Genomic DNA, 17,872 nt, shown 5'->3' with positions numbered 1-17,872 from the left:
GTGATCACGCCGACGCGCAGGCGGGTTGAGCTGGGTCCTTCGATCAGGCGAACCGGTGCGAGTCGTGGATTGCGGTAGTAACTTTCGGCCGCTGACATCCATCGTGCGGTGTCGCGAACCGTGCGGGTGACGGCGCCCTGAGAGATCAGCCGGATCGGCATCGACTTGTCGGCCGGATCGGCGATGGTACGGCCGCGAGTGGGTTTGAGTCCGACCAGTCCGCAGGCAGCGGCGGGAATGCGAATCGATCCACCACCGTCGTTGGCGTGCGCGATCGGGAGGACTCCGGCAGCAACCAGTGCAGCAGCGCCACCCGAGGAAGCGCCCGACGAGTAGGCCGGGTTCCACGGGTTGTGCACGGGTTCTTCCGTCATGTACTCGGTGGACGCACTGAATCCGAACTCGGGCAGTCGGGTCTTGCCGATCGAAATGGCCCCGGTGGAGAGGAACTGATTCGCGAAATCGCTGTCAGCCTTGGCGGGGACTGCTGTGAAGGCGGTGCTGCCCTGCTGGGTGGGAAGGCCGGCGCTGTCGGTGTTGTCCTTGATCGCGGTGGGGACGCCGGCGAAGATGCCCGCGGCCGGCCGGTTGCTCCTGGCAAGGGCGCGCTCGAAGTCTGTGCAGGCCAAACCGTTCAATTGCCCCTGCACTACCTCGGCGCGCGCGATCGACGCCTCCATGACTTCCCGTGCGGTCACCTCGCCTGATTCGATCCGGGCGGCGACGCCGGTGGCGTCGAGATCGCCCAGGGCGTCATCGGTGAATGCGTGGACGGGGGTGTTGGGGCTCATGGGGATCCTTGTCAGGCGGAGGCACTCAGGTCGTCCGTCCAGCATATTGGACGGACGACCCCTGAGTGGCGCTATCTGTGGATTGCGGTATCAGCTACCGAAGATCGTCACAGCCTGCTCTGCTGCCTGCGGTGCCTGCTGGAACAGGCCCTGAGGGATGAACTGCTGGGGAATGAACTGCTGGGGATCCAACTGCTGGAAGTTCGTGACCATCGGGTGGATGACGTTGTTGAATACATCGTTGAACATGTGTTGTGTCCTTCGGTTACAGCGTTTTTCGAACTTCTGACTCCATCGACACTAAGCACGGTTCGGGTGGATTTCAACGAAAATCACTGATACACAGTCAAGTTCAAGTTCATTGCCAGCTAGGGGCCAGGAATCGGCGTTTCTTCACAGCTTCGACGCGGTGCCGTGCAGATTCTTGGCTGTCGGGGACGTCTCGACGGATTTTGGATCGGGGTACGTGCCCAGTACGCGATCGGCCGTTCCCGCGGTGGTGACGGTGAACCAGTAGTGCTCGTTCTTGAAGTGATGGTTGCGATGGTTGCGCCAAACCGACCGGTAGAGAGCAGTTTTCGGCTTGTAGTCACTGTGGATGAGGAAATGAGTCCACTCGTAGCCGAGGCCGAGTACGGAAATACAGGTCAGGAAGGTCAGACCGAGTTCGACGCGGGGAAACGCCTGGAGTGCGACGGCAGTCAGGACGGGAATCACGATCAGGAGCGTCTGCCACGGAATGAAGATGAGTGAGATGGTTCGCGGGGCGAAATGGTGCTCCCGATGGCTGCGCGCCAGGCGTGAATCGAGGGTGACGCCAGCAATGGTCCGCGGCTTCCAATGGAGAACGAAGACGTGAATAATCCACTCCACGAAGGGGAATGCGGCAAGCATCACGAGCGGAACAAGGGCGTCGGTGATCTGCCAGTTGCCCAGCGTGAAGCGCGCTGCCGCAGCGACCACCAACATGGTGCCGATCATCCACGGCGTCGGTGACTTGCGGAACGTCCGTGCTGCGTCGGACAGAGTGAGAGGCTTGCTCATGGTTTGAGTCCTTCCAGGAAGGTGAGAGCATCGCCGATTGCCGTCGTACCGGTGTGAAGGAGCTGTGCGGCTGACGCCTCGGCAGTTGACTCGTCGTGTGAAGTGATGGCGGAGGCCAGTTTTCGATACAGGTCGGTCTGGCCGACTTCGGCGACCATGACGGAGGCAAGTGCAGTCATGGCCGGTTCGTATGCAGCGCGCAGGCTGTTGAAGATCAAACGGAAGGCAATGGAATCCGCGCTGTCGACGACGACGTCCCAGAACGCCAGAGCGCGGTCTTGCAGCTCTACCGGATCTTCGGTGGCGCCTAGTTGATCCACGGCCGTGTCGAGTTCTCGGGCGGATTCCGCGGAGATGCGACGGGCGGCCAGCACCGCGATCTGCGGTCCCATCAACTCGCGAGTTTCCAGGACGCTGCGCACCACGGTCAGGTCGGGGACGCCGTCTCGAACCAACAACTGGGGGAGAAGTTCGGGTCCGGCCTGGCGTCGAAAATCTCGCACGGACGTGGACTCGCCCTGGCGGACCTCGACGAGCCCGGCCTGGGCGAGCTTCTGAATTGCCTCGCGGACTGCGGGCCGCGAGACACCGAATGCCTCGGCGAGCTTGCGCTCGCTGGGTAGCGCCTCACCCGCGGCCAACTCTCCGGCCAGCACTTTCACTGAAATCTGGTCGAACACTGCGCCGGAAGCGGAGGTACGTGCAACGGGTTGGAACATGTACCGACCGTAAACGCTAACTGGTGAGAGGTCAAGTGGTATGACCAGTTATCGTCACTGCAGGTTGCGAGTGGTGTCCGCCAACTTGTTCAGGAAGTCCGTGTAGGTGAGTGCGAATCCCACCTTGTCGTCGTAGTCGAGCGGTGCAACATTGCCGGCGGCCACGGCTGGAACACGATCCCACGCCGGGTTGCCCGGCCAGGAGTCGAGATTCTGGGCGACGACGACATCGGCGTCGGCGAGCACATCCGCATTCTCCCAACCGAATTCGGCGCTGTAGCCGCCGATCGCGGCCGACTGGGCGGCGGTGATCGCGTCGTTGGACAAGATCGTGTAACCGAGTGACGACGCTACGTCGACGGTCAGGTTGTTCGGGGTGTTGAACACGAAGAACTTGTCCTCGATCAGCGATACGAAGGCGATCGTCTTGGTCTGCGCGACGGAACCGACGTCGTCGCGGGCAGTGGCGAGAGCGTCTTCGTACCGCGCCTGTGCTGCCGAGGCGGCGTCGGTCTTGCCCAGTAGTGCCAGTTGCTCGCCCATGAATCCCAGAGGCCCGCCGAGTGATTCGGTCTCCTTGTCGGGCGAGCTGCCGTCCTGGATCACCAGAACCGGTGCGATGTCCTCGAAAGTGAGGTTCTGTGACTTGTAGCTCTCGTACCAGCCGACGGAGATGAGGATCAGGTCCGGGTTGTAGCTCAGCACGTCCTCCTTACTGAGATTGCCGCCCAGATGCCCCGCATCGGCAGGGACCTTGGATGCGAGATGGCTCGACTCGTCGTAATCGAGGGCGACGATCGGGTAATCGGCGAGAAGTGCGAACTCGAGGGACGTCCGGGAGTCGATGACAACCACTCGCTGCGGGTCGGCAGGTATCTGGGCGGAGTACCCCGCGAAGCTGTAGTCGATGGTCTCGGCCGAAGGCGAGGGCTGGTCGTCGGACGAGCTGCACGAGGCGAGCGTGCCGATCAGGATCGCGCCGACCGCGAGCGCGATAGACCTGGCAAAACGGCGGCGGTGGTGCATCTGTGGTGTTCTCCAACGTGTTCGGGCAACATGGTTTGCCTTGCCTAACAACGCTAACGTGTCACCCGTGCGGGTTTGGTGCCATTCTGATGCGGTTTCATGACAGGTGAGAACGAGCGGAAGTACGCGGCGGGGGTGTGGCCGATGACCTGCCTGAACAGGTCGATGAACGTTCCAGGGTTGGCATACCCGAGGCCGCGGGCCACGGCGACGACAGGTTTGCCTGCGGCAATCTCGATCAATGCAACGCGGACGCGCACCAGAATTCGCCATTGAGTGAGCGTCGTGCCGGTGTCGGCCTGGAAGCGGCGCATCAAGGTCCGGCCACTCACGCCGATGGTGCGAGCCCAGTCGGAAGTGGTGCGGTCGTCCGCCGGATCGGCGATGATCTGCTGGGCAATCGAAAGAAGGTCAGGCGTTCTCGGCAACGGAATGTCGAGACTCGCGGCCTGAACGGGATGGATGAGGTCGATTGCCACCTGCTGTAGCCGTAGTCGCTTCAGGTCGGGCATGGCGTTGTTCTCGTTGTGTAACAACACCTCCCGAAGTGCACCGGTCATGGGTATGCCGACTATCGAGTCCCAATCGGTGTCGATTCGATCCGGCGTCAGGTACGTCGCGAAGATGACGGCACCGTCGTCGGAGCGGACACGGTGCGCAGTGCCGGCAGGAATCCAGATGCCGAGCATCGGCGGAACCATCCAGAGGTGTTCGGACGCTTCGAGGGTGACGGTCCCACCTGCCGACCACAGCAGTTCATGTTCGCGGTGGGTATGGAAATCCCAGACGCCAGTTGCCGTGCTCTTGAACCGGATGGTGCTGACGGACCACGGCTCCGCGACGATCCGGTTCGGGGTGGACACCGGCTCGTTCCACGTCGACGGTTCCAGGGTCGGCGCTCCCCACAACATGATGCCGGGGAAGTCCTGTCGCGAAGGCGTCACGAACCAAGAACGTACCGGCTTCCGGCCGTCGACCGAGGGGGTGCGCGTATCGATGGCTCGATCGAAACAGTGGTTGGCCATGACGCTTCACCGTAACGGTGCAGGTGAGAGTAATTTTAGGTAGCCCTAATTCGGATACCGTCAGGAAACCCATGACATCACTTCTCTTGCCTACCGCTGATACCGATGCCGAGTTCGCTCGCATCACCGCAGCACTTACCCGACGCGGTTTCTTCGGGGCTGGTGCCTTGGCGGGGATCGGATTGCTCACGGCCTGTGGAACCAGCTCCAGTGAATCGGCCGAGGGCTCGATGCGCACCATCAACACGGCACTGGGGCAGGTGGAGGTTCCCACCAACCCGCAGCGAGTGGTCAGCGCCGATTACTACACGGGCCCCGCGATGTTCGACGCCGGATTCACGCCCGTCGGATTGCCGGTGGACTACGAGAACGCCGACGGTGTCCCGGAACCGTATGCGTCTGCCCTGCGGTCTCTTCCGAAGGTGGGACGCTGGTACGAGCCCAACGCCGAGGCGATAGCGGCTTTGTCTCCCGACTTGATCGTGATGACCAACCTCCTTTCGGAGAACAACCCGGATCTTTACGAGCAGATCCGGTCGATTGCACCGACCGCAGTTTTTGCCGAAGACGGCCAGTACGCGTGGAAGGAGCGCGCCCTCGGGGTCGCGGACGCACTCAACCAGAGTGCGAAGGTTCAAGAGTTGGCAGACCGGTACGAGGCGCGGATCGCGAAGTTCCGCAGCGACAATGCTGACGTGTTGAGCAAGGTGAAGGTCGTCTACACCACGTACTTCGAGGAGAGTGGTTTCTCGCTGTACTCGCCGACCAAGTATCAGACGACGGTCATCAGCGAGGCCGGGTTCCAGTTCAACGACCGCTCACTCGCAATTCCTGCCGGCAGCAACGAGTGGTTCCCGAAGGAGCAGTTGGAGCTACTCGACGAAGCCGACGTCATCATCACCAACAGTGGCAAGGGCCCCATCAACGAGAAGTTGGCGAACGACACCATCTTCCAGCGTCTGCGCGCCGTCAAGAACGATCAGGTGTACTCGTTCGACTACGAGGGCGTCGCGTCGTTCGGTTGGGCCCTGACGTTCCTCGAGCAGTTCCAGCCGATTGCTGAGGAGATCAGAGCCAAGCTCTGATCTCCTCAGCAATCACGAGGAAGCCGGCGCCACCACGTCCAGCCTCGGTTGATGCTGGTCGGTGTATGCCCACGGGCGGATCTTCTCCAGTGCTTTGCCGATCCGGAACACGGTCGGTTCGTCGTACGTATGGCCGACGATCTGGACGCCCGTGGGAACGCCGTTGTGTGCGTGTCCACTGGGCACCGCTAGTACGGGGCACCGATTGGCGACGTTGAACGGCAACGTGAGAAGTGCTTCGGCGGTGGTGTTCACGTGCTGGCCCGCAACCGTGAGGCCGTCGAGCAAAGACTCGCCTGCCGGGAAGGCGATGGTGCCCGAAGTCGGGCAGATCAGCGCATCGAATGGAGCCATCGCCTCGGCGAGCTCTCGTTGCATCTGGGTTTCTTTGCGAAGGCCGTCCAGAAATGACATTTCTGCAGCGCCCTTCGACGTGATCGCGACGTTGTCGAGCGTGTAGTCGGCAAGAAGATCACCGTGGACGCGAGCAACTTCCGCGACGGATGCACCCATGATCGTTCCGAAATGGACTTTCACCGCTGCTGCCATCGAATCACGAGTCCACGGCAACTCGATCTCCTCGACGATCGCGCCGGCATCGACCAACGACTGTGCGAGAGCCCGGGTGTTCGCCTCGATGTCAGGCTCGATGGGGAAGTCACCGAGCCGCAGGCACAGGGCAATGCGCATTCCCTCGACCGACGGGTACTCGTGTGGCAGCGTGATCGCCGGCCTGAGGGAAGAATGGTCACGCGGATCCGGCCCGATCAGAACGTTGGCCAAAAGAATTGCGTCGTCGACAGTTCGGGCCATCGGACCGTCGCCACGGTAGGAATCCATGGACAGCGGGGCGACCCCGGGAATGCGGCCGTACGACGCTTTGAGCCCGACGGTGCCGGTGAAGCCTGCCGGGCCCCGCGTCGACCCGCCGATATCGGATGCTGTTGCCAGAGTGGTAGTTCCGGCAGCGAGGGCGGCGCCCGCGCCTCCGGATGAACCGCCGGGACTGTAATCGAGGTTCCAGGGATTGCGAGTCACGCCCCACAGTGGAGAGTGCGTGAACGCCGCAACACAGAACTCCGGCGTCGTGGTGCGTGCGTGAATCAAGCCGCCTGCTGCCAGAACTCGATCGATCACCGGTGCGTTCTCGCGGGCGATGTTTCCGCGCGCCGCCAGCGAACCTTCGGTCAGAGACTTTCCGGCAATAGCGTGTTTTTCCTTGGCAGCTACCGGAATTCCCTCCAGCGGCCGCGGATCGGGTCCGTGGCCGAGATATCGGCTCTCAGCTTCCCGAGCGCCGATGAGTGCCTCCTCGAACATCTCTTCGGTGAAGGCATTGATGTGAGGTTCGAACTTCTGGGTTCGGTCGACGACTGCTTGTAGCAGCTCGACCGGAGACAATTCTCGCGTGCGAAAGTGTGCAATAGCTTCGGTGGCGCTGAGGTAATGCAGGTCGTCTGACATGGCGTTATCTCCCTGGAGAAGTATGTGTAGGAATCACGCGCTTCGCGCAAGGGCGCCCAGTGCGGCCGCAGTCATAGCCGTGACACCTTCGGGTAGTGCCGCGGCCGGATCCGGCGCGAAGCGCGGTGAGTGATTCGAGGGTGTGCCGGGAGGAATCCGTCCCTCGGCGAGTGCGGCGAGAGCCCTTTCGTCGAAACTCCGAAGCGCCGTCCCGCCGAAATGCCAGAATACGGAGGGGCATTGGGCAGCAGTGCCGAAGACTCCGAAGTCCTCGCTGCCTGAAAGCGGTTGCGGCAGGGTGTGCATTCCCAATCCGGCCCGGCGTAGGTCGGACATCACCGTGGACGTTGCGTCCGGAGTGTTGACCGTGGCCGGAAAGCCGTTGTACGCATGAACGTCCGGCGCGTCGGTGGCGCCTGCTCCGTCCGCTTCTGCGCGAGCGATCCGGCCTACAGATTCGAGCATGTGTTCTCGCGACGATGCACTGAAAGTTCGCAGACTGAGTAGTAGTTCGGCGTCGTCGGCAATGATGTTCGCAGCTGTGCCGGCGTGCAATGCTCCCACCGTGAGCACCGGTGCTGTCGGGGTTGCCGCTTCATGAGCGACCAGACTTTGAATGCGCAGCGCGAAAGATGCTGCCATCAACAAGGGGTCGATGCACGCGTACGGCGATGACGCATGTCCACCACGGCCGTGAAAAACCACTCGAATCGTGTCGGATGCTGCCATCAAGATGTCGGGTTTGCTGACCAGCATCCCAGCCGGAGTCGGACCCACGTGTTGTCCCAGGCAGAGGTCCGGTCGCGGGAAACGGTCGAAGATTCCGTCGTCGACCATCGCACGAGCGCCGGACCCGGTCTCCTCGGCAGGCTGGAAGACCGCGACAACAGTGCCGGTGATCGACGTCGGATCCGCGGAAAGTGCTGCGCACGTGGCAAGTAGCGCGGTGACGTGGACGTCGTGGCCACACGCATGCATGACGCCATCCGTCTTGGAGGCGTATGACAACCCGGTGTCTTCTGCGACCGGCAACGCGTCCATGTCGGCGCGTAGCAGGATCACCGGCCCGCTGCTCCCTTGGAGAACACCGACGACACCCGTGCCGCCGACTCCGATCGTGACGTCCCAGCCGCCGATCCGCCGAAGCTCTTCGGCAACAAGTGCGGCAGTGCGAGTTTCGTTGCCGGACAACTCGGGGTGTGCGTGCAGGTCCCGGTACAGATCGAACCAGTGCGGCTCGACGGTTCGCAACCGCGACGGGTCTCCGAATTCAAGATTCGAAAGCAGTTGGTTCATGGTCGATCTTCTTTCGGTTGGTGATGATCAGTTGGCGGTCTTCAGTTGCACCAGGTTCAGCATCTTTTCTCGGGTCTGCGGTGCTGCCATTACCGCGATGATCGCCACGACGGGCCCGAGCGCGAGCGATACGAATGCCGCTGACCAGGAGAGATGGTCCACGATGAATCCGAACACCAGCGGCGCGACAATCCCGGCGACCATGCCGCCGAAAATGATCATCGACGAGGCGGCTCCGACCACCGAAGAAGGCAGGCTACGAAGTGGGAGTGCAAAACACGGCATGAAAGCGAAAGAGGCAGCGGCAGATCCGAGGGTGACGAGAACGACGAACAAGGCCGTGTTGGAGGCGAAAGGAACTGAAACGAGCATCACGATGCACGCGAGCATGGACGGCACTACGACGATGCGGCTGTTGCCTGCCAGTCGATCCGAGATTCGGCCGCCGATGACGGTGGTCACGGCGGCCACCACGGTTGCCGGGATGAGAAGGAGGCTCGCACTCGAGAGGGCGATTCCACGTTCGTCATGGAGGTAGGACGGAACCCAGGACGACATCCCCCAGATCACGAAGTCGTAGCCGAAGAACATCAAGGCGAAGAGCCACATCGCGCGGGAGCGAAGTACGGTGCGCATGTTGTCCCAGGAGGAATCCGGACCGTGGTCGATCTCCGCCGGAAGTGCGGGCGGGAGCCACAACTTGATGCTGACGAGCGAGAGTACGCCGAGCGCCGCGACGGCCAGAAACATCCCACGCCAGCCGATCAACGGGAGAAGCGCTGCCGCAACGACAATGGCGAGAAGCGTACCGACGGCGTTGGAACTGTTCATCCATCCGGTTGCGGTGGCACGTTGCTCCAGGATGCTGCGTTCGGCAACCAGCTTTACTGCGGCTGCCGGAAACACGCCCTGTGCGAGACCGAAGAGAAAGCGAACAACCAGAAGCGTCCCGAACGACCACGCAAGGGCGGTGAGGCCGGTGAAGACACTCCACGCCACCAACCCGATCAGAGCCATCCGGACTGCGCCGTATCGATCGGCGAGCAGTCCACCAGGCAGTTGGGCCAGTGTGTATGCAATGAAGAACGTGGAGATGATCAATCCACGCTGGGAGTAGTCGAGATCGAACTCCTCACCGAGCAAAGGGAGGGCGAGGTTGATCGCCAGCCGATCTATGTAGTCGATCGCGTAGGCGACGAACAGCAGCGCGACCGTGACTTTGGTGGAGCGAAGCACTGGGCCTCCAAGTGGTGAACCTGTGAAGTGATTCACATATCTTCGGCAAACAGGCAGGGATCACCGGCCAGAATGCAGTAATCCAGCAATACTTGGCAGATGAAGCCGGAATCCGACGCATTTGTGATCGCGGAATCTGATCTGGAGATCATCAATGCACTCCAACTCAACCCCCGCGCGTCGTGGACACAGTTGTCGTCGGTACTCGACATGGATTCGACGACGATCGCCCGCCGGTGGCGTCGCCTCGTCTCGAACGGTCATTCGTGGGTCAACGCGGTCGCAATCGGTCGAACCCACATATTCGGCTATCTCCTGATCAGGACCACTCAGGATGCGGTTGCCGACGTGGGGGAGCGGTTACGTGAGCTGGCCTGCGCTTATCTGTTGGCCAGGACGGAAGGTGAGTACGAGTACTTCGTCGGAGTTGTGGCCGCCGACCAGAAGAGTTTGGACGCCTTGGTGTGTGAGCACCTTGCTGCCGATCCTGGAATCTTGTCGATCAGAAGCCGGGTCGGGGTGAAGGTGTACCGGGACGGCTTCAGTTGGGAGCCGGGCGCTCTGGGGCAAGCAGGTCGCGCTCAGCTGGCAACCGCTGCGGCGCCGGCAGATCCGACAGTGTTCCGTGAGTCCGACGGTGCCCTGTTGGAGGCGCTCGGCCGTGACGGACGTGCCAGCTATGCGCGTCTCGCCGCGATTTGTGGAACGAACGAGACTGCGATTCGACGGCGCTTGGCCCAGCTGACTGCCTCGCAACAGTTGATTTTCCGCTGCGATGTCTCGCAACAGGCTGTCGGTTCACCGTTCGAAGTGATCTTCGATGTCGCTGTGGACGGTTCCACCGACGAACTCGGCAATCTTGTGTCGAGTTGGCCGGAGATCAGATTGTTGGTGGCGACTACCGGAACAGCGAACATGTTGATCAGCGTGTGGCTGAGCAGCCTCGCGCAGAGTCTTGTCGTCGAGGATCGACTCCGCCGAATCGGTAGTGTGCGGATCCTCGATCGACGTGTCTCGCTGTACCCGATGAAGCGGTTCGGGCAGCTACTCGGACCGAGCGGAGTGGCGGAAGGTCATGTCCCGGTCGCGATTTGGGGCGCCGGCGACGTTATTCGTTGAGCGTCAGTCGATCGGCGTCCGATTGTCGTCGACGAGGTGTGTATCGGAGTCGGTCGCACGGGAGCGCTTCCAGATCATCCGAGCCAGCGCACCCAGTACGGACACTGCCAGGACAACGCCACCGCCGATGATGCCGGCCGACGAGTCGGGGAAGATGCCCTCGAGCAGCAGCCAGACACCGAAGACGAAGAACAGCACCGCGGCGCCGATCTTGATGAATCCGTCTGGGAGGTGCTTGCCCAGTACCGAGCCGACGATGATGGCGAGAGCGTCGGCCGCCACCATGCCTACCGTCGACCCGATCCAGACGCCGATCCAGTCGTTGTCGGTCGCAAGGGTGATGGTGGCGAGCATGGTCTTGTCGCCGAGTTCTGCCAGGAAGAAGGCCGACGCGACGGCGATGAAGGCGGATCGCGTGACGCGACCGGCCTTGTTCTGCTCGTCGTCGGTGAGATCGTCACCGCGCAGGGTCCAGAGGCCGAAGATCAGGAACGCGATCCCGCCGACGATGGAAATTGCCGCGGTGGGGAGTGCGACGCCCAGGTAGTGGCCGACGGCGACCGAGACAAGGTGAACAAGGGTGGTGGCGACGGTGATTCCGCCGAGAACGACCCACCAGCGATATCGCAAGGCAAACGTCATTGCCATCAGTTGCGACTTGTCGCCGAGTTCCGCGACGAAAATGACGCCGAAACTCAAAAGTGTTGCGGCAAGCAAGGTTTACTCCTCCGGTCGGTGTAGGTCGGAGGAAAAATGCGAGCCTCCGGCCTGGGCAGGCGCATAGTGCGCTTGTCCGGCCGAAGGTCTCGCCCACCGAGGCCACAGGACCTTCGGTTCGCCAGGCCGGGTGCTTCGCGATCCGCACCAGGCGGAACGCGTCGAACCAGTATGTCGACACAGGCGATTGGGGGCTACTCCCCTTCGTTGCTACCCACATTAGCGCGGTCGGCTCGAATTGGCAAAGCGCACAGCAAGTTTGGGAGTCCAAACTTATTGCTTGCCGCGGCCGTCACGAAGCGAGGAGCATGGCCAAAACAGCGGTGTCGGGATCGCTGATCAAATCGATGCCGACGCGGCTGATCATGGAGACGACCGTGCCGTCCGGCTCTGCCTCCACCCAGGCCGCACGATGCTCCAAGCCCAGGTAGGGAAGTCCTGGCAGTAGTACGCACCCCGACGCGCTTCCCTCGCATTCCGGCAGGCTGGGGGTAGTTTCCGACGGCGGGTGCAGCATGATCAGTGCCGGCGGCTGATGGTCGGAGAAACGGCCGGGTGTCAGTGCAAAATCGCCGAGCACCGGACCTTCGGCAACCACCAGACCGACGGTGCCGGGTTGCGGATCCTCGGGAACGTCCTCACGCACTCCGAAGACCGTCGTCGTCGGCAACAATCCCGGCATCGAGGCCACTCGGACAGCCAGGGCGAGAAGCTGCGCCCACTCCTGGGTGGTGTCCGGCCAACGGCCGGAAATGACGAAACCCTGCAAAGACCCAGCGGCTTGGAACGGAGAAATGCCTATTGCTTCGTTTCTGTTCATTTCTGTTCCTCCCTCGGTGCTGGGGCAAATCTCGGTCTGACGCGCATGCGTCGGTCCGGCACACCTCGTTGGGTAATCGAAATATGCACCTATTCGGTACTGGCACACAAGACAGGGAGAGTGCCAGCCAGGTTTGCGCTGGTGAGAGCGGTGGTATGCGCAGGCATGACTCTGTCGAAGAACCGTTCTCGGCTCGAAGACCTGGCAACGCAGGCGTGGATCTTCGGGTATCCCCTGTTGATTGCGGCGGTATCGCGTGACGTCATGACGGCGACGCCGACCCCGGTGGCGATGAAAGCCCCGCTCAACCAGTTCGCTTATGCGCGTACGACGCCCGACGCGAGCTTCACCGATGTCGTCTCGCCCAACGCGGATACTCTTTACTCGTCGGGGTGGCTGGACGTCTCGACGGAACCGCAGGTGCTCTCGCTGCCGGACTTCGGCACCCGGTACTGGTTGGTCCCCATCCTCGACGCGTGGAGCGACGTCTTCACGGTGCCGGGATCTCGGACGGTAGGACGCACCGGGGGGCCGTACCTGGTGGCCGGACCGAATTGGAAAGGCAACGTGCCCAAGGGTTTGACGCTGCTGCGGTCGCCGACGGCGATGAATTGGATAGTCGCCCGCTACGCGACGTCAGGGGGAACAGACCTGGCCGAAGTGCACAGCCTGCAGGACCGGACGCGGCTCACACCACTGTCGGAGTGGACAGGTGATCCGCAGGACTACACGCCCGGAGAAGTTCCGGTGAACTCTGCTGTCGATACGCGCACACCGCCGGTGGACCAGGTGGCAGCAATGGACGGCGAGGCCTTTTTCACCACGCTCGACGCACTTCTCGACGACAATCCTCCGCGTCCGGAGGATACCGAGATGATGAAACAGCTGTCCGACATCGGAATCGGCTCCTCGTTGCCCTGGAAATCGCGTCCGCAAGAGGTGCGTGATGCCCTCGACCGAGCTGCGCGAACCGGAATGGACGTGCTGAGCGAGATCGCCAAGGAGGCGGAAGGCAACCCGAAGAACGGCTGGACGATGCACCGCGGCTTGGGGCATTACGGAACTCATTACGCTCAGCGGGCGCTGATCGTCTGGCTCGGTTTCGGGGCCAACCTCGACGCAGATGCCGTGTACCCGCACGCCACCACCGACGTCGACGGTAAGCCTCTGACCGGTGAGAAGAAGTACGTACTTCATTTCGAGAAGGACGAGCTCCCGCCGGTCGAGGGATTTTGGTCGCTCACGATGATGAACGAGCGACAGTACTTCGTGGACAACCCGATCGATCGATATGCCATCGGCGATCGAAGTGATCTGGTGTTCGCCGACGACGGCTCGTTGGACATCTATCTCCAGCACGAGTCGCCTGGTGGCGAGAAGGAGCGGAACTGGCTGCCGGCTCCGTCCGGTGACTTCAACGTCTTTCTGCGCCTGTACTGGCCGAAGGCTGCAGTGCTTTCGGGATCGTGGACTGCGCCCGGTATTCGGGAAGCAAGTATTCGGGAAGCAGGCTGAAAGTCCCCTCGCTTCGTACCCGAAGAGCACAACTCGGTATCAGCCGCGCGTTTCGATGGGCGGAAAGGTCACGATAGCCATACGATCTGTCGGTATTGCCCTGTTTGAAAAGCTGTTGAATCGGTCAGAGACACCCGCTTGCTTCGGAGGCTACTGATGGTCACGCAGAATCCGTTCGTGCAGTACGGCAAAGAGATCTGGTGGATGATCCTGATCCGCGGAATCTTCGGCGTGATCTTCGGAATCATCGCGCTCGTGTGGCCGGGAATTACCGTGGTGGCCTTGGTTTTCCTGTTCGGTATCTACTCCATTGTCGACGGCTTGATCACGCTCGTTCGAGCCATCCGGGACCGCGAACACCTGAGTTCGTGGGGATGGTGGGTGTTCACCGGCGTCGTTTCGGTGGGAGCCGGTATCGTCGCGCTGGTCTGGCCAGGCATCACGGCGCTGGTACTTCTGTACATAATTGCCTTCTACGCCATCATGTTCGGAATCTTCGGAATTGTCGGCGCCTTCAAGATGAAAGCGCTGCCCGGATCCAGTTGGGGATGGCTGCTCGCCGCATCGGTGCTCGCGGTCATCTTCGGCATCATCCTTCTGATCGCACCAGGCGAAGGCATCATCAGCCTCATCTGGCTGTTGGGTTGGTACGCAATCTTGTTCGGCCTCTTCATGATCGTGGGCGCATTCCAGATCAGAAGCCGGGCAAAGGAAGCCGGTGTTCTCTAGGAAGGGCAAGCCGGCCGCCGCGGCTCCCGCTCCGATCCCCACGCTTTCCGGTAGTGAGAACTGGTCGATCCCGCGCGGTCTGATCGTCCTGCTCGGTCTCGCGGCCACCGTGGTTGCCGTCGGCGGAATGAAGGTGTTCGGCGGCATCCTCGGACCGGTATTCCTGGCCCTCGTGCTGACGATTGCCGTTCAGCCCATTCAAGATTGGTCACAGCGCCGAGGGTGGCCCAAGTGGGTCGGGATGCTCGGCTCACTGGTCACCGTGTACCTGATTCTGCTCGGGTTGGCGGCGTCGTTGATCGTGTCGACGGCCCAGTTGGCGACAATCCTGCCTCAATACTCCGAGGAGATGACCAACCTCCTCAACGAGGGCCGCGACAAGTTGGCCGACTTCGGAGTCAGCACCGAACAGATCCAAAGCACACTCAGCAGTATCGATCTCACGAAGGTCGTGGGCGTACTCGAAAGTGGGCTGGAGGGTCTGCTCGGCATTCTGTCGGATCTGGTGTTCATCCTCGCGCTGTTGCTGTTCATGGCTTTCGACGGCATGAGTATCCGCTCACGGTTGAATGTGCTGTCGGAGCAACGTCCCGAAATCTCCTACGCGCTCTCCACCTTTGCCGCCGGCACTCGCAAATATCTGGTCGTCTCGACGGTCTTCGGCCTCATCGTGGCGGTACTCGACGGTGGCGCGCTGTGGCTGATGGGCATTCAGCTGCCCGTCCTGTGGGCGTTGCTGTCCTTCATCACCAACTACATCCCCAACATCGGGTTTGTCATCGGCGTCATCCCACCGGCGCTCCTGGGACTCCTGCAGGGCGGGCCGTGGCTGATGCTGTGGGTGATCGTCGTCTACTCCGTCATCAACTTCGTGATCCAGTCCATCATCCAACCCAAGTTCGTCGGCGACGCCGTGGGGCTGTCGGTGACGATGACCTTCCTCTCGCTTGTCTTCTGGGCGTGGGTTCTCGGAGCACTCGGAGCATTGCTGGCGATTCCGCTCTCGTTGCTGGTGAAGGCCGTCCTGCTCGACATCGACCCGGCCACACGCTGGGCGGACATCCTGATCAGTGGTCCTCGAACCGAACCGGATGAAGACCCGAAAGAAGAAGCGAAACCGACCCCGGCGCCCACCTAGAACTTCTCAGTGTTTCTACAAGTTGTTGCTTTATCGTCTCGCCCATGAGCGCCGAGAACACCACCGAGAACTCCCACCGCCAGCCGTCACGCCTCGGTCGACGGCTGGCAGTGGGTGGTGTGGCCGCGATTGTCGCGGCTGCGGTGGCGGGGATCGGGTTCGTGATCTTCGCGGGCGGTGCCGATTCCTCGAACACCGTCGCGATCGTGAACGCCGACGCGGGAACCACGCTCGACGGCAAGGAACTTCGGGCCGGCGACACCCTGGTGGACACGTTGGGCAAGAACGAAGACTTCGACTTCCAGGTGGTCGACAACCCCGGCGGGAACTACTTCGCGACGTTGACGGTGCCGGAAGACTTCAGCGAAACCGTCGCGTCGATGTTCGGCACTGATCCCCGCCAAGCCAGTGTCGAACTGGCGGTGAATGGCTCGGACTCGGAGAAGTCCGCCGAGTTGACTCGGGCCGTATCGGCGCAGGTCGGCGCGGACGGAATCAAGGGTTTGCTGGCTCAGACTTCGGCCGCGCGGCGCTCGATCGATCAAAACCTCACCACCGCACAGATTCTGGTCGCCGGCACCAACGAGGCCGGAAAGTCCATCGATCAGGTGAAGGCAGGCGCAGGCACTCTGCTGCCGTATCTCGAGACCGCACGCTCGGGAGCGTTGGAGTTGATGAGCGTGGCGGACCAGGTATCCGGCGTGGTCGATCAGGCGTCGGGGTCGGCGGAAGAGCTGGCCACGCGCGCTGACTCACTGGGCCTGACGCTGGGGGAGGCGTCGTCGTCGACCGCGGAATTGAAGACACGGATCGACACGTTGCAAACTGCGTTGAACGGCCTTCCGATCCCGCCCGACGTGACAGCGCAACTGGCCGGTGTGAGTTCGGATCTCGGTGCGCTGAATGCGCAATTGGGCACCGTTCCGGCACTGTTGGGTGGCTCGGTCGGACCCGATACGGAGCTCGGTGATCTAGTCCGCACCGCTGTCGGGCAGCTGCAAGGCGCGAGCGATCAACTGAGCAGTGCTGCCGGACAATTGAACGACGGACTCATCCCCATCGCCGATCAGGCACCGCAGATGCTCGGCGACGTGACCGATCAGATCACCCAGGGATTCACGACGCTGCAAGGGATCGCCAAGTCATTGGTCACGGGCCTCGACGGCGCAAAATCCGGTATTCCGGCGATGACCACTCCGCAGCAGGTTCAGTTGACCTCGGTGCTGTCGGATCCGGTGGCCGTGAATCAGACCAGCGCGAACAGTGGTGACTCCGGAACTCGCACACTGGCATTGGTCTTCGGAGCCACGACGGTCCTGCTCGGTGGCGCTCTGCTGACGCGAACGGCGGCGCCCCTGGTGAGGCGCCGCCGTTCGCAAGAAGAGCTGTGACTAGACGATCAGACCTGCGGTCTGGGTACGTGCACGGTCGAAGCGAGCCGAAACGTCGTTCCAGTTGACGATGTTCCAGAATGCCTTGACGTAGTCGCCCTTGACGTTCTGGTAGTCGAGGTAGAAAGCGTGCTCCCACATGTCGAGGAGCAGCAGCGGCGTGAGGCCGATGGAGATGTTGCCCTGCTGATCGTAGAGCTGGACGATGATCAGACGCTGTCCGATCGAGTCCCACGCGAGGATGGACCAGCCGGAGCCCTGGATGGCGTTGGCGTTCGCGGAGAAGTGAGCGCGGAAGAGATCGAACGAACCGAAGTTGTCGTCGATCGCTGCGGCGAGCTCGCCTTCGGGCTTGTCGCCACCGTCAGCGCTGAGGTTGTTCCAGAAAACGGTGTGGTTGGTGTGGCCACCGAGGTGGAACGCCAGGTTCTTCTCGAGCAGGTTGGCCTGCGCTGCGATGGTGTCGTTCTCACGAGCCTCGGCCAGCTTCTCGAGTGCAGCGTTGGCGCCGGCAACGTAAGCCGCGTGGTGCTTGTCGTGATGCAGCTCCATGATCTTGCCCGAGATGTGCGGCTCGAGGGCTGCGTAGTCGTAGGGGAGTTCCGGCAGCGTGTAAACAGACACGAGGGTCCCTTCTTTGCGGGCTGGTGAGCCCTGGTGCTTTAGAGTGCGTCGATCACCGGTCACGGCGTGACGTCACTCGCGTATGTGCAAATCATTCTTCGGGTTTCCACCCAATAACATTCGTACACCGTCC

Annotated in this window: 18 protein-coding genes; 6 read left to right on the top strand and 12 right to left on the bottom strand. The window is 61.9% G+C overall.

Features of this window, described 5'->3' with window-relative positions; genetic code table 11:
* The 6 genes from AC2ETI_RS31425 to AC2ETI_RS31400 all read right to left on the bottom strand — a co-directional run.
* Window positions 1-791, bottom strand: a 791-nt coding sequence (locus AC2ETI_RS31425; protein WP_483634921.1) for an amidase, incomplete at its 3' end; no start/stop codon positions are given.
* A 90-nt stretch (window positions 792-881) separates the two neighbouring features.
* Window positions 882-1,040: a hypothetical protein gene (locus AC2ETI_RS31420; RefSeq protein ID WP_483634920.1), complete on the bottom strand. Its 159-nt coding sequence runs from the start codon at window positions 1,038-1,040 to the stop codon at window positions 882-884.
* A gap of 144 nt (window positions 1,041-1,184) precedes the next feature.
* Complete coding sequence (locus AC2ETI_RS31415) at window positions 1,185-1,835, bottom strand: sterol desaturase family protein (RefSeq protein WP_483634919.1); 651 nt, start codon at window positions 1,833-1,835, stop codon at window positions 1,185-1,187.
* Complete coding sequence (locus AC2ETI_RS31410; protein ID WP_019746349.1) at window positions 1,832-2,554, bottom strand: FadR/GntR family transcriptional regulator; 723 nt, start codon at window positions 2,552-2,554, stop codon at window positions 1,832-1,834. The genes AC2ETI_RS31415 and AC2ETI_RS31410 overlap by 4 nt, the downstream gene beginning before the upstream one ends.
* Window positions 2,555-2,608: 54 nt before the next feature.
* A complete protein-coding gene (locus tag AC2ETI_RS31405; protein ID WP_141487988.1) occupies window positions 2,609-3,580 on the bottom strand; it encodes an ABC transporter substrate-binding protein in 972 nt (323 codons plus the stop codon).
* A 53-nt stretch (window positions 3,581-3,633) separates the two neighbouring features.
* Window positions 3,634-4,524, bottom strand: a complete 891-nt coding sequence (locus AC2ETI_RS31400) for a helix-turn-helix domain-containing protein (protein WP_198538398.1) — start codon at window positions 4,522-4,524, stop codon at window positions 3,634-3,636.
* 152 nt (window positions 4,525-4,676) lie between these two features.
* On the opposite strand from AC2ETI_RS31400, the gene AC2ETI_RS31395 reads away from it, so the two are divergent.
* A complete protein-coding gene (locus AC2ETI_RS31395; RefSeq protein ID WP_141487987.1) occupies window positions 4,677-5,690 on the top strand; it encodes an ABC transporter substrate-binding protein in 1,014 nt (337 codons plus the stop codon).
* Between the two features lie 12 nt (window positions 5,691-5,702).
* Here AC2ETI_RS31395 and AC2ETI_RS31390 read toward each other — a convergent pair whose 3' ends face one another.
* The 3 genes from AC2ETI_RS31390 to AC2ETI_RS31380 are packed head-to-tail and all read right to left on the bottom strand — an operon-like array spanning window position 5,703 to window position 9,686.
* On the bottom strand, window positions 5,703-7,154 hold the full coding sequence (locus AC2ETI_RS31390) for an amidase (RefSeq protein WP_134998610.1): 1,452 nt from the start codon (window positions 7,152-7,154) through the stop codon (window positions 5,703-5,705).
* A 33-nt stretch (window positions 7,155-7,187) separates the two neighbouring features.
* Window positions 7,188-8,450 carry an amidohydrolase gene (locus AC2ETI_RS31385; protein ID WP_021342406.1) on the bottom strand — a complete coding sequence of 421 codons (1,263 nt, stop codon included), beginning with the start codon at window positions 8,448-8,450 and terminating at the stop codon, window positions 7,188-7,190.
* A gap of 27 nt (window positions 8,451-8,477) precedes the next feature.
* A complete protein-coding gene (locus tag AC2ETI_RS31380) occupies window positions 8,478-9,686 on the bottom strand; it encodes an MFS transporter (RefSeq protein WP_483634918.1) in 1,209 nt (402 codons plus the stop codon).
* A gap of 99 nt (window positions 9,687-9,785) precedes the next feature.
* Between AC2ETI_RS31380 and AC2ETI_RS31375 the strand changes: the two genes are divergently transcribed.
* Window positions 9,786-10,805, top strand: a complete 1,020-nt coding sequence (locus tag AC2ETI_RS31375) for an Lrp/AsnC family transcriptional regulator (RefSeq protein ID WP_021332694.1) — start codon at window positions 9,786-9,788, stop codon at window positions 10,803-10,805.
* Window positions 10,806-10,808: 3 nt separating this feature from the next.
* On the opposite strand, the gene AC2ETI_RS31370 is transcribed toward AC2ETI_RS31375, so the two are convergent.
* Together AC2ETI_RS31370 and AC2ETI_RS31365 are read right to left on the bottom strand one after the other, a co-directional pair.
* On the bottom strand, window positions 10,809-11,522 hold the full coding sequence (locus AC2ETI_RS31370; RefSeq protein WP_483634917.1) for a TMEM165/GDT1 family protein: 714 nt from the start codon (window positions 11,520-11,522) through the stop codon (window positions 10,809-10,811).
* Window positions 11,523-11,814: 292 nt separating this feature from the next.
* Complete coding sequence (locus tag AC2ETI_RS31365; RefSeq protein ID WP_019746359.1) at window positions 11,815-12,342, bottom strand: hypothetical protein; 528 nt, start codon at window positions 12,340-12,342, stop codon at window positions 11,815-11,817.
* Window positions 12,343-12,507: 165 nt separating this feature from the next.
* Here AC2ETI_RS31365 and AC2ETI_RS31360 point away from each other — a divergent pair, with 165 nt between their 5' ends.
* The 4 genes from AC2ETI_RS31360 (at window position 12,508) to AC2ETI_RS31345 (ending at window position 17,115) form a co-directional block, all read left to right on the top strand.
* Entirely contained in the window at window positions 12,508-13,857 is a 1,350-nt protein-coding gene (locus AC2ETI_RS31360; RefSeq protein ID WP_046377720.1) for a DUF1254 domain-containing protein, read from the top strand.
* Between the two features lie 156 nt (window positions 13,858-14,013).
* Window positions 14,014-14,586 carry an HdeD family acid-resistance protein gene (locus AC2ETI_RS31355; RefSeq protein WP_019746361.1) on the top strand — a complete coding sequence of 191 codons (573 nt, stop codon included), beginning with the start codon at window positions 14,014-14,016 and terminating at the stop codon, window positions 14,584-14,586.
* On the top strand, window positions 14,576-15,724 hold the full coding sequence (locus AC2ETI_RS31350; RefSeq protein WP_019746362.1) for an AI-2E family transporter: 1,149 nt from the start codon (window positions 14,576-14,578) through the stop codon (window positions 15,722-15,724). Before AC2ETI_RS31355 ends, AC2ETI_RS31350 begins: the two co-directional genes overlap by 11 nt.
* Window positions 15,725-15,768: 44 nt before the next feature.
* Window positions 15,769-17,115, top strand: a complete 1,347-nt coding sequence (locus tag AC2ETI_RS31345; RefSeq protein ID WP_021342413.1) for a YhgE/Pip domain-containing protein — start codon at window positions 15,769-15,771, stop codon at window positions 17,113-17,115.
* Here the strand turns inward: AC2ETI_RS31345 and AC2ETI_RS31340 are convergent, their stop codons facing one another.
* On the bottom strand, window positions 17,116-17,739 hold the full coding sequence (locus AC2ETI_RS31340) for a superoxide dismutase (protein WP_003944189.1): 624 nt from the start codon (window positions 17,737-17,739) through the stop codon (window positions 17,116-17,118).
* Between the last annotated feature and the right edge of the window lie 133 nt (window positions 17,740-17,872).

This window comes from Rhodococcus sp. MurmanLake-1, from assembly GCF_056945715.1.
This window is presented reverse-complemented; position numbering and strand designations above follow the sequence as displayed.